The sequence below is a fragment of the Candidatus Hamiltonella defensa 5AT (Acyrthosiphon pisum) genome, assembly GCF_000021705.1.
Classification (GTDB): domain Bacteria; phylum Pseudomonadota; class Gammaproteobacteria; order Enterobacterales; family Enterobacteriaceae; genus Hamiltonella; species Hamiltonella defendens.
Genome location: NC_012751.1, coordinates 1,049,640 through 1,062,354 on the forward strand (window position 1 = coordinate 1,049,640; position 12,715 = coordinate 1,062,354).

The following is a 12,715-nucleotide window of genomic DNA, read 5'->3' on the forward strand; positions in this document are numbered from 1 at the left end:
TAAAAAACCATCCTGACCATGAAAAAAGGGCGCATCAGATGTAAAAGGTTGAATTTAATCTGACATTTCGAACTATTTATCTTAACGTCAAGGAATATGAGAAATGAATCAACCTTTTACAAGTTTCTCCAGTATTTTTTCCAGCGGCTCGCGAATCAGGGGGTTAACCAGTGTCAGCAGTTGCAGGTCCACTTTCCAGCGGTGACTGCGGGGTTAACCGTGACCCGATTTTTTGTTCAGAACAATTGGGGCACTTCGCAGCCCAAAGCCTTTGCAAAAGCGCTCCAGCAAGCGAGTGAGGAACAACGCACACAGTATCAACATCGATGGCGACATCTGGCGCTGATACTGCCCCCAAAAAATTCATAGGGAAGGGGTTCTTTTCAGAACAGGGGCTTGAATCGGATACGACTCGGTGGGCTGAAATATATCAAGGTTTTCTTCGCCATGATTAATGGTCGCTGTTCAAAGTGGGGGATTTATTCACAAGATAAAATATCGACTAAATTTCGACCACAATAAGCGCCGCGTTCAATCCGAACAATATTACCCATAACACGGAAAAGTATGGCATACCGCCCGACATAAGCCATGCGGGCTTCCTCTCCAATATCTGGACGCAGTTGATAAATCAACGGGTTAAATTGAATGTCATAAAATTTTTTGCGGAGCTCCCGAATGAAGGTCACTGCGCGGCGGGGATTATTTTGGCTGATATAATCAGCGGTATTCTCCAGATCACCTTCAATATAGCTGGAAATTTCCAATCGATTCACTTTTTTGCATCCGCTTTGTCAGCCATCACCTGATATTTATTTTCGAGACGATTCAATACATCGTCCATCGAGCTAGCAGGTGTTTTATCACTGATCGCTTCTTTCCAAAAAGGTAAGGCAGAATCTGCCAGAACTATAGCTCGTCAGCTTCTAGCTAACGGGGTTGATCGGGCGATTGTCAAAATGTCGACGGGGCTATCTGATGCTGAGATTAATGCGCTGATGGATTAATTGATGTCGAGTGATGCTATTCTACCTCGCTCATTTTATGAGCGTGATACGCTTTGTGTAGCAAAGGATTTGCTGGGAAAGGTTTTAAAGTTGGCTGACTATTTCGGGGTTATCAACGAAGTGGAAGCCTATGTTGGGCAGGATGATCCGGCCTGTCATGCCGCGAGAGGCTACACGCCACGAACAGCCGTCATGTTTGGTGCTGCCGGATTTTCGTATGTTTATCTTATTTACGGCATGTATCATTGCCTGAATATTGTGACCGAACGTGAAGGTTTTCCGGCGGCGGTTTTAATTCGAGGCATCGACTTATATAAACCCACAGTGATTTCTTTAGATGGGCCGGGTAAACTCTGCAAAAAATTAAATATCACAAAAAATAATAACCAGATTGATTTAACCCAATCTCATGATTTTTGTGTTTACAACTCTACTATTCAACCTGAATATATTGTAACACCAAGAATCGGAATAAAAGTGGGCACTGATAAATTGTGGCGTTTTAAAAGCATATAATATGATAACCAAGACTTATAAAAGTGCCTGATAAAAAAATACTAACATGTCCAAGATCCCTCAAAATCAATGTTCAGTCATCATCTCGATTTTAGAAAAAACTCTATTGAAATTGAACTGTTATTCTAAATATTCCCTTGCAGGAAACTCCTCCGCCCACTTCTCTTACGTTGTCAACGCGACTCTAAAATTGACTGATTTTTGATCTTCTGAAATGTCTGGTTTTGCTTAATCACGCCATTCCTGTTTTTCTGGCACGCTAACAATAAGAAAAGTCAATCATTTTCTTCTCTAATATCATCATTTTTAATGATATACTCTTCCTTCAATAAAGCCGGAAGGGATTTTATTCAGTTTGATAGTAAAAAAGGGAGATTGTAGTACATGCATCTCATCATCAACTGGGAAGATTTTTTACAACACCATTGGCAAAAGCGGCCTGTCTTTTTAAAAAAAGCGATTTCTCATTTTATCAATCCGGTTTCGCCTGAAGAGCTGGAAAAACTGGTCATAGAAAAAGCCCTTGAGAGCCAACTCATTCAAAGGAATCATGGAAAATATCAATTAGTCCATAAACCCTTTAAGGGGTACGCGTCATTGGGCCAACGGAACTGGTCACTACGGGTGGAAGCAATCAACCATTGGCACAGAGGTGCTGAAGAATTCCTAGCTCTGTTTCGTGTTTTCCCCGATTGGGTCAAAGAAGCGCTGACGGTGGTTTTTTCAGTACCCGGCGGTGGGATTGGCCCTCAGACTAAACCGTCTGACGTGTTGGTGATACAAGGAATGGGACGCAGCCGATGGCGTGTAGGAGATCGAGGGTCATCGCCGGTTGATGATGGTCAGAACGACTTTTCTGAAGCAATGATGGATGAAGAGCTGAGTTCCGGGGATATGCTGTATATCCCCAAAGGCTCTGCCCATGAAGCCATTTCGTCCGAAGCCGCCATGAGTTACTGCCTTCATTTTTGGACAGACAACAGCCTGCGCATGATAAGGAAATGGACTGAGTCGCTTTCAGATGAAAGCCATCGAGGCATTGAGTATGCTCCTTCGCCCGATTTACTCCTGCGTGACGACCCGACTGAAATTCGGCCACAAGACATCACCGCCCTCCAAGACATGATGAGCCAATTCTTGGTCCAGAAGAGAGAACATCTTGAAACCTGGTTTGTTCAGGAGATGTCTCAAACCGCCTATGAGTTACCGAAGTCGCCGGAGGCAGAGGTGTACGCCCCTTCACAGGTTCAGACCTTATTGCAACAGGGACATCCATTGCACCGGTTAATGGGGCTACGTATGTTACACATCGGCAACCGCTATTTTGTCAACGGAGAGTCGCTTGACTCAGATTATGCCGCCGCGTGGAATATTGTCGCACGACACAGAACGATTGAGGGCCACATGATGTATCAAGTGATAGACAACTCCGGTTTTATGACACAGTTAACCTTGCTTATAAATAAAGGGTATTGGTATTTTTAGTGCATAAATCAGGCTATCCCTTACTTGGTCTTTGAAGGAGTTGACTTCCTTTTTGCATAGAGATGTCCAGGTCTACCTGACTCATGAACAGTGGGTTTCACTACTGTTGGAACTGTGGATATCATCCAGTAAGGGGGATATAGGGGTATTTAGGTGAATGAATCCAGTCAACGTATTTACCTTGTCTATGTTTAATGCAATACTTTTATCGAATTCTCTGTCAGTGAATTGATCAGTGGGATTACCCAATGCAATGTTAATGAACCTGGTTGAATTCTATTTTCAAATATAGTACTGACGTTTATCAATCGCTTTTATGGCTCCGTGATACACAGTTTAAATTGTGTCAGTTCTCAACTGGAAAAAGGAATATGATATGACTGAAGTAACAAAGTTAACGGTGGATTATTTAGGTGAAGTCATGATATCTATGATGGAGCATTCAAATATGCCTTGGGGGGTAAAGGATAATCAGTCAAGATTTGTTTATTTGAATAAAGCTGGACTCGATATGAACAACATTCCAGCAGGCTTCGATTTTGAAGGACGTCTAGATGAAGAATTTCCATGTGCATGGGCAGAACTGGCGCCAGAGATTCGAGCACAAGATAGAAAAGCTGAAACGAGTCATCAGACAGCAGAGATAATATGTACTTCATATTTTACTCGTGATTCAGTTCTAGAACCCTGGTATTTTCCAAAAATCCCAATTTATAATCCCGATGGAGAGAGTTTAGGCACTATTTTTTACGGAAAAAAATTCAGCTTTATTTCGTTATGTGATTTCTTCAATAACCTAAAACCCTCTATAATAAATCTTAATCCTCCTGTAGACACTTTTACAGAAAAAGAGCTTGATATCATATTTTACGCTCTTCAGAAGCTGTCCTCCAAAGACATCGCGACAAAGTTATCTCTCTCCCATAGAACTGTCGAAAATAGATTGCAAAAAATTTATGAAAAAATGGAGGTCAATTCACTGGCTGGATTCATAGAATACTGTCACACAAATGCACTTAATAACTATGTTCCAAAAAAATTCCTGAGACAAGGAATAGAATTTTTTTGGTAAAATCTGGATTGGGTCTCTGTGGTTTTTTCATACAAGGGGCTGCTCACAATCAATCTATTGGCCAATACCAAAAGCTCATTGAACCAGATAGAGTATTTTAACAAAAAATCAAGGTTTTATTTATTGGGTTAGCGTATCGAGTTGTTCATCTGACAGTCCTGTATAGCGTTTAACATGATCGCGCCCTACCCCATCATCTCCAAAATCGTCAAACTAAACTATATGCTCAATCTCACGCTCTGTGAAATATGAGAGGAAGGCACTCCTTGTTTTTACGTGGACGAAAAAATCAAGGTTCAAGCCATCGAGACGCTCGCCGAAATTGGCCTGTCCGTTTCAGATCCCCTGCGCGTGTTTTTAATGCGCGTGGTCGCCGAAAAGCAAATGCCGTTCGCGCTCAAGGTAACGAAAGTGGAAACGCGTGACGCAATCGCGGAGGCCAACCAGATTGCTCTGACTCGCCGTGCAGGTTTTGGCACCTCTACTAAGCTGTTCGATGACCTCGAAAAAAAACTGCAGCAAGTAAGCGCGCTCTACTGCCGCAAGACGCAGACTATACAAAGTCGTTTCTGAAAGATCGGGAGCACTTATCGCGGGCTCGCCAGTACGACATGAACCGGCTCAAGGTTAACAATGTATGTTAGCAGGAATTGAACTGATACAGATCATAGACAAAGGGCAATTTAGCCATCGACAAGGGGAAAATTCTTCCCTGTAGAAAAATGTTATTTTTCGTATGCTTAAAAAATAAACGACACTTCTTTCGTGTTTATCTTTTCCGATTAATGCAACAAAACCCATAAAAATCGGTTGTCTTTAGATTATGCAATTTTCTAAAGTCAGTTGATTACCTGATGTTTTCACGACCTCTATTTTGGTCAAATAACAAAATGAGCGGTTTTTGATGTTTTTTTATTTTTGTAAGGCTTGTATTCCTTTTAAGACTGACCCAAAACTGAATATCGCAGTGTTAACAAAATTATTTAAATGACTAAAACAAATAAAACGAAGATATTTTCTATTAAAAAATTGAATATCAATAAATTAAATTACTTTTTTAACAGTGCCATAATAACAAAAAAAGATTAAACATAAAATGATGCATTTTTTTATACTCAGTTTTTAAGTCCTTAATATAAAAACTTCAAAAGTTTGATTTATTTATACAATTTTTTTAAAGGAAATTTATTCACGGCAATAGATACTACTATCATACCACTTGATTATAGAGGAAAATTTAATGGCAAATATGGTGAATCAGATAAATTTTTAGCGCTTGAAAAAACAGATAATGGGAGTCATGTATATCGATTATTTGAAAACGGTAGGTTTACGGAAAAAACTTTTAGCGCTTCATTGATTAACATAACTAATTCTTCTGAGCCTAAAAAAATAAAATTTGAGCTTAAAAACAAACAACAGGCATCAAATGGTTTGAGCAGAGAAGACCTAGATTCTGCGAACAAATATCTAAAAAAATACGTTTTTAACGAACAGGTTACTTCCCTTTCTAATGGATCAAAAAAACCTGTTAAATGTTCTTTTGGTTCTGCGGATTTAGAAGATGCATCAACACCTAATAATCGTACACTTTTATCTGAAACACAGCAGAAAGAAAATCTTCCCGCTAATTCAATTTCTTCAAACACGACTGTTGCTTCTGAAACCACAATCATATCTTCAGAAGATTCTCTTAATGGAGAACATGCTGCTCAAGCAGATCCAATATCTAGTAAAAGAATCGAGGTACTGACCCAAAAGCCTGAACCAGTAGTTCAACAACCTGCTACAAGGACAACTGAATCTTCATTAGAGCCTATTGAAAAAGTACTTTTGAGCAATTTACCTTCGAAAAGTATTCGCGAAAGAGATGTGATTATAATAAATCCGTGTACTGATGGCGGTGGTGATCAAGCTCTAGGAGAAAAAATAGCTAACATCGCGTTAGATCAAGGGTGCAGAGTTATCATATCTCCGCTAGATGTTTCACGCAAAAACACAAATGAATGCAATCAAAAATATCAAAGTTACTCTTTTCGGAATGAGGAACCGCACAATATATCCCAATTTAGTAACCCACTATTCATTATCGCTCCTGTGGGGTTGCCCCCAAGAGAATGTCTAGAAACACACATAAAAGACATGTGCGAAAAGTTTAAATTCACACCAAAAGATGCCATCCTTATTGAAGAAATGGACATGTTGGATAAAGACAACAGTTTAAATAAACAGCAATCCATGCTAAAAAACATTGGGTTCACTGAAGTTACCGGAAATCGTCTGGGGTTTAGTGAAGGAGCTATTGGATATATACCCACAGATGAAAAAACTATTAATGAGATAAAAAATCGGTTTGAAGGTGAGTTGATTAAATTGCTTGACAGTTACAATATGTCTCTTTCACGTGACAGCAGCTACCATCTAGGATACATCAGTTCACCCTATTATGTCACTGCTACAAAGGTATTTATTGCTAACACGCTCTGCGAAACAATCAGGGATAAAAGGAGTGCAAATTTCATAATGAGTCTGCGTACTTTTAGACCTGATATAGATGATAAATCAGATAGCCTCATTGACGAAATAACCAAAATACTTAAATTTGATAATAATTATGATTATCTCTCTCTCTTTTCAAAAGCCACAATTATCGTTATAGACTCTGATAGTGGTGACGTAAAAACGAGAAAGGAACTTAAAGGTAATGGAACCAAAGAAGTGAAAATTATTTTAACAAATAAACTACCAAAAAATATCTATGATGATTTCATGCTATTAGCTGACACAGGAATGGCTACCGGAGACCAGTCACTTAGCGAGTACCTGACCTTAAAAAAAACTCTACCTTACTATGATACGCAGATATGGAAATACAACTTGATGAAATCAATACAAAAGCTTGGTGGTGGTGAATTAAAAAAATATCTTGAAGGAAAATTTTTTCTTGAAACAACACCAATGAAAAGAATATTTTCTTTGTATAGCCCCGCAGAAACCACTCTGAATCCAGAGCAGTCAATTAAAAAAAAGGAATTAGATAAAATAATATCATCTAATATCGCCACCCCACTTATTAGCGAGCAAATTCGGTCTAAAATGCATCCAAAAAAATAAATTCTGAAAAATGAGAAAACACAGACTGTAACCTTTTGCCATCAGACACAAAGTCGGGTTTTTCGCTCGGATTTACCATAGGCCTGCTACCCGTAACGTAACGATCAGAACGAGTTCGGATCGCCTGTGGCGGCATTTTGGTAAAACTGGCAATAAACTACCCGAAAAACTGCTCCGTTTGCACCTGGTAAATTTTAACTACCTGTATAAGCTTATGCAGCCAAGTCAATCGAGTTAGGTTTGGAACAGGTATATTTGCTGGATGCACTTTTACTTGTAAAAGATTGCCATGAGTATCGGTAACTATGTGCCTTTTGCTGCATCAGTTTTTTTGACACTTTGTGAATCAATCAGACTCTAAGAGGGGTGAGATTTTTTTCCAGAAGCCACGCTGCTTTTTTCTACCACATCATGTTTCCTTTTTTCCCAAATTCCTTTGTCTTTTGCTCTTATAAAAAAGCTATAAACGGTTTGCCAAGGTGGCCAGCATTTTGGCAAATTTCTCCAGTACCGGTTTTACTGATAGCAAACCCCGCATTCACAACTGCCCTTTTTTCATATTTGCTCCGATTACCATCATTTCCATACTTAAAATTACCACTTATTATCTCCCGATGAGTATCCCTTAAATCACTCGTGTATCTCACTTTTTAACTGCTATGGCACTGTTAACAAAGTTAATGTTAAGATAATCTCTGTTTTTTTGAGGGTGATAAAAGATAAAAAACAGGCGCACTCTCCCATCAAAGAATATGATTTTATCAAAGAAATTGAGCCAGATATTGTTAAATATGATAAGCGAACAGGTAGGCTATCCTAAGATAAGCCATTATCCATACAGAGAGAAGCTAATGATGGTGCAGAGGTCATTTGCACATCATATTATGGTCGAGAGGCTAAACTTGAACCCTATTATGCCCCCAAATTTCCAATATATGATGCTGCTGGAGGAGTTTTAGGAACTTTTTTTATGCTAAAAAGTTCAGTTTTATCTCTATCTGTGATTTTTTTAATCATTTAAAATCCTCCGTTCTTACATTAAATTCTCCTGTAGAAAAAACGCTCGAAAGCCAACTCATTCAAAGGCGTCACGGGAGATGTCAATTCGTGTATAAACCCTTTAATCGGTATGCGTCCTTAGACCAAAGCAACTGGTCACTAAAAGTGGAAGCGACGAACCATTGGCACAGACCCGTTGAAGAATTGATGTCCCTGTTTCGAATTTTTCCTGATTGGGTCAAAGAAGAGCTGAGGGTGTCTTTTTCACTCCCCGGGGGTGGGATTGGCCTCGGGCTAAACCGTCTGACGTGTTTATGATTCAAGGGATGGGCCGCCGCCGCTGGCGTGTAGGGAATCGCTGGTCATCGCCGGTTGATTGTGGTCAAAACGACTTTTCTGAAAAGATAATTGATGAAGAGCTGACATCTGGTGATATTTTGTATATCCCCAAGGGCTTTTCCCATGAATCGGTTTCGTCCGAAGCGGCCATGACTTACTGCCTTCACTTCTGGACAGACAACAGCTTTCTTATGATAAGGAATTGGACTGAGTCCCTTTCAGATGACCATCATCGAGGCATTGAGTATTCCCCTTCGCCCGATTTACTATTGCGTGAAGACCCCACTGAAATTCTGCCGCAAGATATCACTGCCCTCCAAGACATGATGAGCCAATTCTTATTCTATAGTCAATCAATCAGCTGAATACTTGATGCCAATAGGTGATGAGGAATAAACTGATTCAGTCCGATTTCTTCAATATATTTTTTGAATTTATCCTGATGATGAACCCCTATTTTTTCATCAATCCCCCGTAATTTATTGTCAATCGTTCTATGAGAGAGATGTAAACATTTTGCCACTTCTTTTTGACTTACACCCTGATAATAATAAAAACTTATCTGAAGTTCGCGTTGAGTCAATATTGTATTGGAGAGTGAAGGGGTTAATGTTTTGGGTGATTTACCCTGGATATAGTCTAAAGCTGAAAAGAATTGACATTGTCTGGCTTGGGCTCCCGATAAGTTCACCTTCTTGATTACAGAAAGGATGAATATCAACAATGTAGGGTTGAAGACGGTTTTTTTTCCAAAATGACCTGTTATCAGTAAAGAGACAGCAGTTTCTTTTTGTATGACCCTCTCCTCCTGTTTCTTGATACCTTCAAACAATTCCGATATGTCCGGTTTGATTTCAGATAACCCTTGCCCTTCAACAGGAACCCCTGTGGGGACATTCAATAGTTCAGCCATCGCGTGATTCATATAAAGATAACGAGAGGCTTTATCGCGGATGTGCTGGGGATGAGGATGAGGGTTCAGGTAATAAATTATCTGCGGACAAATTTTTTTTGGATTGGAATGCATCCCACTCTTCCCCCCTTTTTTTGAAAAGAGCCTTAATTAAGTGAAAAATCCCTGGTGTGAGCTGTCAATAATAAAGTTCAGCCGGGTTCTATATTTTTAGTGTGGTGATTTAGGGTATGAATATACTGAATATGAAGTAGGGTACAACCAGTCTAATTGTTTCGGGTTTGTCTTGTATAGGTTAAAACAGTTTGATGTAAGGCAAACAAGACTAACCGTATATGGAACAGAGAAATCAGATGGCTTAAGGAGAACATTTGAAGCTTCTTTTTAATCTCTTGAAGGTATCTCTGACCACCGGATAGGAAACGCCGCGTGTAGAAGCAATTTCTTTTTTTGTGAGACCTAAAGAAAACAACAGGGCGGTTTCAAATTGGGCAGAGGTCAGTGCAGGAAACACGTCATGTAAATCAGAAACACTCGTGAAGTCAAAAGTTCTCATAAGACCCCCTCCCTCATAGGCTGACGGCCGGCCCGAGGTTCTTTGTCACCACCGGGTAACGTACTCAACAGCGATAACGGCAATTTCTTATCGCGCATAACCTCTTCGTGCGCATGAAAAACATCCAGAACTTGAGAAGACTCCGCCGTCATCTCCAGAATATCCGTCATCGCGGCATTGGTATAAACCTGAGATTCCTCATCAGTAAAGCCACAGGGGATCGTGAAACTTTGGCAAAATTGCTTGATGGAACTATTCATGCGACACCCCCTATTTTCAGAAGGGATGCACGTTGGCGAGGCGTTAAGTTTTTAGAAATGCGGGCAAATTTAGCCAGGATGGCGGGTCGAGCGTTACAGATACGCTGACAAAAAATGGGATGCAGACTTTTAGGATAAGTGTTAAGTAGGGTAGTAGCCATAATAGCAACCTCAGTAAGTAGTTGGTTTTCGCTACCACTGGAGTTCTGACACTCATAGGGTGTTAGCCCAGACGGGGGTCAGAAACCGGCCTTACTGAACACCGGCCATCCCGAAGGATGCCCCGCCTGAGTCACCATTATTTCAGGTATACCTAGGCGTTTTGCAACACATAAAAAAAGACGCATGGCGCGTCTGGTGTCGCCAGTAAGACACACGGGTTCTGACGCCCGATTAACCATTGAGGGTTAACGCCTTAATTATAGCGACTGGTCGGAAAAGCAGCAAGGAAATATTAATGGAGGTGGGTGTACTTTGAGGATTTTGCTCACAATTTATATTGTCTTTAAACGCCACAATTTATCAGTGCCCACTTTTATTCCCATTCTTGGCGTTACAATGTATTCAGGTTGAATAGTGAAGTTGTAAACACAAAAATCATGAGACTGTGTTAAATCAATCTGGTTATTATTTTTTGTGATATTTAATTTTTTGCAGAGTTTACCCGGCCCATCAGCGCATTCATCTCAGCATCAGACAGACCCGTCGACATTTTGACAATCGCTCGATCAACCCCGTTAGCCAGAAGCTGACGAGCTATAGTTCTGGCAGATTCTGCCTTACCTTTTTGAATGCCTTCTTGAATACCTTCTTGTCTGCCTTCTTGTCTTAAGGCTTGAGCCATTGTCATCAGTGTCCCCTCATATTTTTCTGATTTCTTCGCTATCTCAGTGATAAACTCCATCGGGTTTGTCGCGTTCCCCTCTTGAATCAGATAATTCATCATGGTGATGACTTGTTTTTCCGTATACTCATTATACGATAAAATGGCCCCAATTTCATTGAGTAACTCGCTCATATCCCGTCGACGAATGTGCTTTTGATTTCCGGGGCTTCTTTTTTCTGTTGCCGTTAAAGTTACACGCGAACGGCCTCGCCTGTCGAATTTCTTCTGTCACATCAGCTTAATGCGCCGCCAGTTCATCAAAGAATTTCGGGTTAGCCTGAATGGTGGCCAGCACTTTTGCCGCCAGTCCGGTCGGGTTACGGCGTCCTGTTTCCCAGCTCTTGATGGTGGCCAGACTGGTTCCCAGTACTTTCGCCATTTCGCTTTGGGTAACATTCAGATTTTCCCTGATAGCCTTCACATCAGCCAGTGCGTAGCAGGTAACACGGGCAGGCTCTTTGGTTTCGTTTTTGATTTCAATGGCCTCTTCCAGAGAGGCTTTCAGCTCGTCAAAAAAACTCATTTTACACCTCGTCTTTCAGTCGCTGGGTCAGTTTCCTCAGTTCCGCTTTTTCTGCATCAGTGAGGCTGTCTTTGGTGCTTTTCGGGTAGGCCATCACCAGATAAATTACCTCGGATGTGGCAAGGAAGTAAATCACCCGCACACTGCCGCTTTTTCCCTGATTTCCCGTCGCCATCCTGATTTTTCGTAGGCCGCCCGTTTTCTGGATGAGATCCCCTTTATCCGGTGATTCGATAAGCTCTTTCTGAAGCTCTTTGAGTTCATCATCCGTGGCGATCTGTTTTATCTGACGGGTGAACATCGTTGTCTCGATAAACTCAATCGCATGACTCACGGCTGTCTCCTGTTAATTATTGATGTACATAGTACACCAATAATCAGCATACTGAAACCTCAGAAATACGTTTGTTCAAACCTTACATCGAAGGACCATAGTAGCGCGCCTACTGCTTTTCCTGCCGTAACTGCTGCTCATGCTGTTTCACGAGCGCATTAACCGGCTCAGATCGCTGCTCAAGCGTTCTACCTGCTCGTATAATCCGTTCACCTGATTGCTCAAGTTCTGACAGACCCTGTCGTTGTGTTCCAGCGCCTGTGAGGTAGTCTCGAGCATGCGTTGCAAACTGCTGTAAGTCCCCCGCATAGATTTATGTCTTTCTGATCTCAATCACCCGGTGTCTGGCGAGAAGCCGTACCACGGTCGAAGGTTAAACACGGAACAGGCGGTCTGTATCAGCGCCTTTTTTCTGCCTCGATGTGACGAGAGAGACAATTTTTTTTGCTGCGGGGGCGTTAATTTGGGGCGTCGTCCACCAACACGACCGTCCTGGCGTGCCGCTGCAAGTCCGTTCCGTGTCCGTTCACGAAGCATGGTGCGTTCAAATTCAGCAAAGGAGCCAACAATCTGCATCATCTTAGGAAACCTCTTCGACAACTTCTCTGATGTTGTCAACCCTACTTTAAAATTGACTGATTTTTGATCTTCTGAAATGTCTGGTTTTGCTTAATCACGCCATTCCTGTTTTTCTGGCACGCTAACAATAAG

General features: G+C 41.1%; 19 protein-coding genes and 1 pseudogene. 9 read left to right on the top strand and 11 right to left on the bottom strand.

Annotation, left to right across the window (positions count from 1 at the left end):
• The first annotated feature begins 219 nt into the window (after positions 1 to 219).
• Positions 220 to 369 (top strand): hypothetical protein, encoded by a 150-nt coding sequence (locus HDEF_RS12485; protein ID WP_158533946.1) that lies wholly within the window; start codon positions 220 to 222, stop codon positions 367 to 369.
• A 110-nt stretch (positions 370 to 479) separates the two neighbouring features.
• Here the strand turns inward: HDEF_RS12485 and HDEF_RS05170 are convergent, their stop codons facing one another.
• Positions 480 to 776 (bottom strand): type II toxin-antitoxin system RelE/ParE family toxin, encoded by a 297-nt coding sequence (locus tag HDEF_RS05170; RefSeq protein ID WP_015873587.1) that lies wholly within the window; start codon positions 774 to 776, stop codon positions 480 to 482.
• 93 nt (positions 777 to 869) lie between these two features.
• Between HDEF_RS05170 and HDEF_RS13975 the strand changes: the two genes are divergently transcribed.
• From HDEF_RS13975 to HDEF_RS13540, 8 genes are all read left to right on the top strand, one after another.
• Positions 870 to 1,007, top strand: a complete 138-nt coding sequence (locus tag HDEF_RS13975; protein WP_487249501.1) for a hypothetical protein — start codon at positions 870 to 872, stop codon at positions 1,005 to 1,007.
• A 3-nt stretch (positions 1,008 to 1,010) separates the two neighbouring features.
• Complete coding sequence (locus tag HDEF_RS05175) at positions 1,011 to 1,523, top strand: DNA-3-methyladenine glycosylase (protein ID WP_015873588.1); 513 nt, start codon at positions 1,011 to 1,013, stop codon at positions 1,521 to 1,523.
• A 384-nt stretch (positions 1,524 to 1,907) separates the two neighbouring features.
• The gene (locus HDEF_RS05180) at positions 1,908 to 3,008 is read left to right on the top strand and encodes a JmjC domain-containing protein (RefSeq protein ID WP_015873589.1); all 1,101 of its coding nucleotides are present in this window, start codon (positions 1,908 to 1,910) and stop codon (positions 3,006 to 3,008) included.
• 376 nt (positions 3,009 to 3,384) lie between these two features.
• On the top strand, positions 3,385 to 4,080 hold the full coding sequence (locus tag HDEF_RS05185) for a helix-turn-helix transcriptional regulator (RefSeq protein WP_044612308.1): 696 nt from the start codon (positions 3,385 to 3,387) through the stop codon (positions 4,078 to 4,080).
• A gap of 276 nt (positions 4,081 to 4,356) precedes the next feature.
• Positions 4,357 to 4,653 (top strand): type II toxin-antitoxin system RelB/DinJ family antitoxin, encoded by a 297-nt coding sequence (locus HDEF_RS05190; protein WP_015873591.1) that lies wholly within the window; start codon positions 4,357 to 4,359, stop codon positions 4,651 to 4,653.
• A gap of 579 nt (positions 4,654 to 5,232) precedes the next feature.
• The gene (locus HDEF_RS05195) at positions 5,233 to 7,194 is read left to right on the top strand and encodes a hypothetical protein (protein ID WP_015873593.1); all 1,962 of its coding nucleotides are present in this window, start codon (positions 5,233 to 5,235) and stop codon (positions 7,192 to 7,194) included.
• Between the two features lie 1,107 nt (positions 7,195 to 8,301).
• The gene (locus HDEF_RS13535; RefSeq protein ID WP_254591571.1) at positions 8,302 to 8,511 is read left to right on the top strand and encodes a cupin domain-containing protein; all 210 of its coding nucleotides are present in this window, start codon (positions 8,302 to 8,304) and stop codon (positions 8,509 to 8,511) included.
• An 8-nt stretch (positions 8,512 to 8,519) separates the two neighbouring features.
• Positions 8,520 to 8,897 (top strand): JmjC domain-containing protein, encoded by a 378-nt coding sequence (locus tag HDEF_RS13540; RefSeq protein WP_158533947.1) that lies wholly within the window; start codon positions 8,520 to 8,522, stop codon positions 8,895 to 8,897.
• On the opposite strand, the gene HDEF_RS05205 is transcribed toward HDEF_RS13540, so the two are convergent.
• From HDEF_RS05205 to HDEF_RS13635, 10 genes and pseudogenes are all read right to left on the bottom strand, one after another.
• Positions 8,882 to 9,559: a helix-turn-helix transcriptional regulator gene (locus tag HDEF_RS05205; RefSeq protein ID WP_015873596.1), complete on the bottom strand. Its 678-nt coding sequence runs from the start codon at positions 9,557 to 9,559 to the stop codon at positions 8,882 to 8,884. The genes HDEF_RS13540 and HDEF_RS05205 overlap by 16 nt on opposite strands.
• A gap of 244 nt (positions 9,560 to 9,803) precedes the next feature.
• A complete protein-coding gene (locus HDEF_RS05210; RefSeq protein WP_015873597.1) occupies positions 9,804 to 10,001 on the bottom strand; it encodes a helix-turn-helix transcriptional regulator in 198 nt (65 codons plus the stop codon).
• On the bottom strand, positions 9,998 to 10,261 hold the full coding sequence (locus HDEF_RS05215) for a hypothetical protein (protein WP_234809336.1): 264 nt from the start codon (positions 10,259 to 10,261) through the stop codon (positions 9,998 to 10,000). The genes HDEF_RS05210 and HDEF_RS05215 overlap by 4 nt, the downstream gene beginning before the upstream one ends.
• Complete coding sequence (locus HDEF_RS12495) at positions 10,258 to 10,422, bottom strand: hypothetical protein (protein ID WP_157791411.1); 165 nt, start codon at positions 10,420 to 10,422, stop codon at positions 10,258 to 10,260. Before HDEF_RS12495 ends, HDEF_RS05215 begins: the two co-directional genes overlap by 4 nt.
• 333 nt (positions 10,423 to 10,755) lie before the next feature.
• The gene (locus HDEF_RS11485; RefSeq protein ID WP_086935040.1) at positions 10,756 to 10,902 is read right to left on the bottom strand and encodes a DNA-3-methyladenine glycosylase; all 147 of its coding nucleotides are present in this window, start codon (positions 10,900 to 10,902) and stop codon (positions 10,756 to 10,758) included.
• 2 nt (positions 10,903 to 10,904) lie between these two features.
• Entirely contained in the window at positions 10,905 to 11,279 is a 375-nt protein-coding gene (locus tag HDEF_RS05220; RefSeq protein WP_015873598.1) for an RpnC/YadD family protein, read from the bottom strand.
• 106 nt (positions 11,280 to 11,385) lie between these two features.
• Positions 11,386 to 11,670 carry a NadS family protein gene (gene nadS / locus HDEF_RS05225; RefSeq protein ID WP_015873599.1) on the bottom strand — a complete coding sequence of 95 codons (285 nt, stop codon included), beginning with the start codon at positions 11,668 to 11,670 and terminating at the stop codon, positions 11,386 to 11,388.
• A 1-nt stretch (position 11,671) separates the two neighbouring features.
• Complete coding sequence (locus tag HDEF_RS05230) at positions 11,672 to 12,004, bottom strand: type II toxin-antitoxin system RelE/ParE family toxin (RefSeq protein ID WP_015873600.1); 333 nt, start codon at positions 12,002 to 12,004, stop codon at positions 11,672 to 11,674.
• A 147-nt stretch (positions 12,005 to 12,151) separates the two neighbouring features.
• Positions 12,152 to 12,337 (bottom strand): MbeD/MobD family mobilization/exclusion family protein, encoded by a 186-nt coding sequence (locus HDEF_RS11490; protein WP_425475037.1) that lies wholly within the window; start codon positions 12,335 to 12,337, stop codon positions 12,152 to 12,154.
• 40 nt (positions 12,338 to 12,377) lie between these two features.
• Positions 12,378 to 12,568: pseudogene (locus HDEF_RS13635) on the bottom strand (recombinase family protein); the annotation flags it as partial.
• Between the last annotated feature and the right edge of the window lie 147 nt (positions 12,569 to 12,715).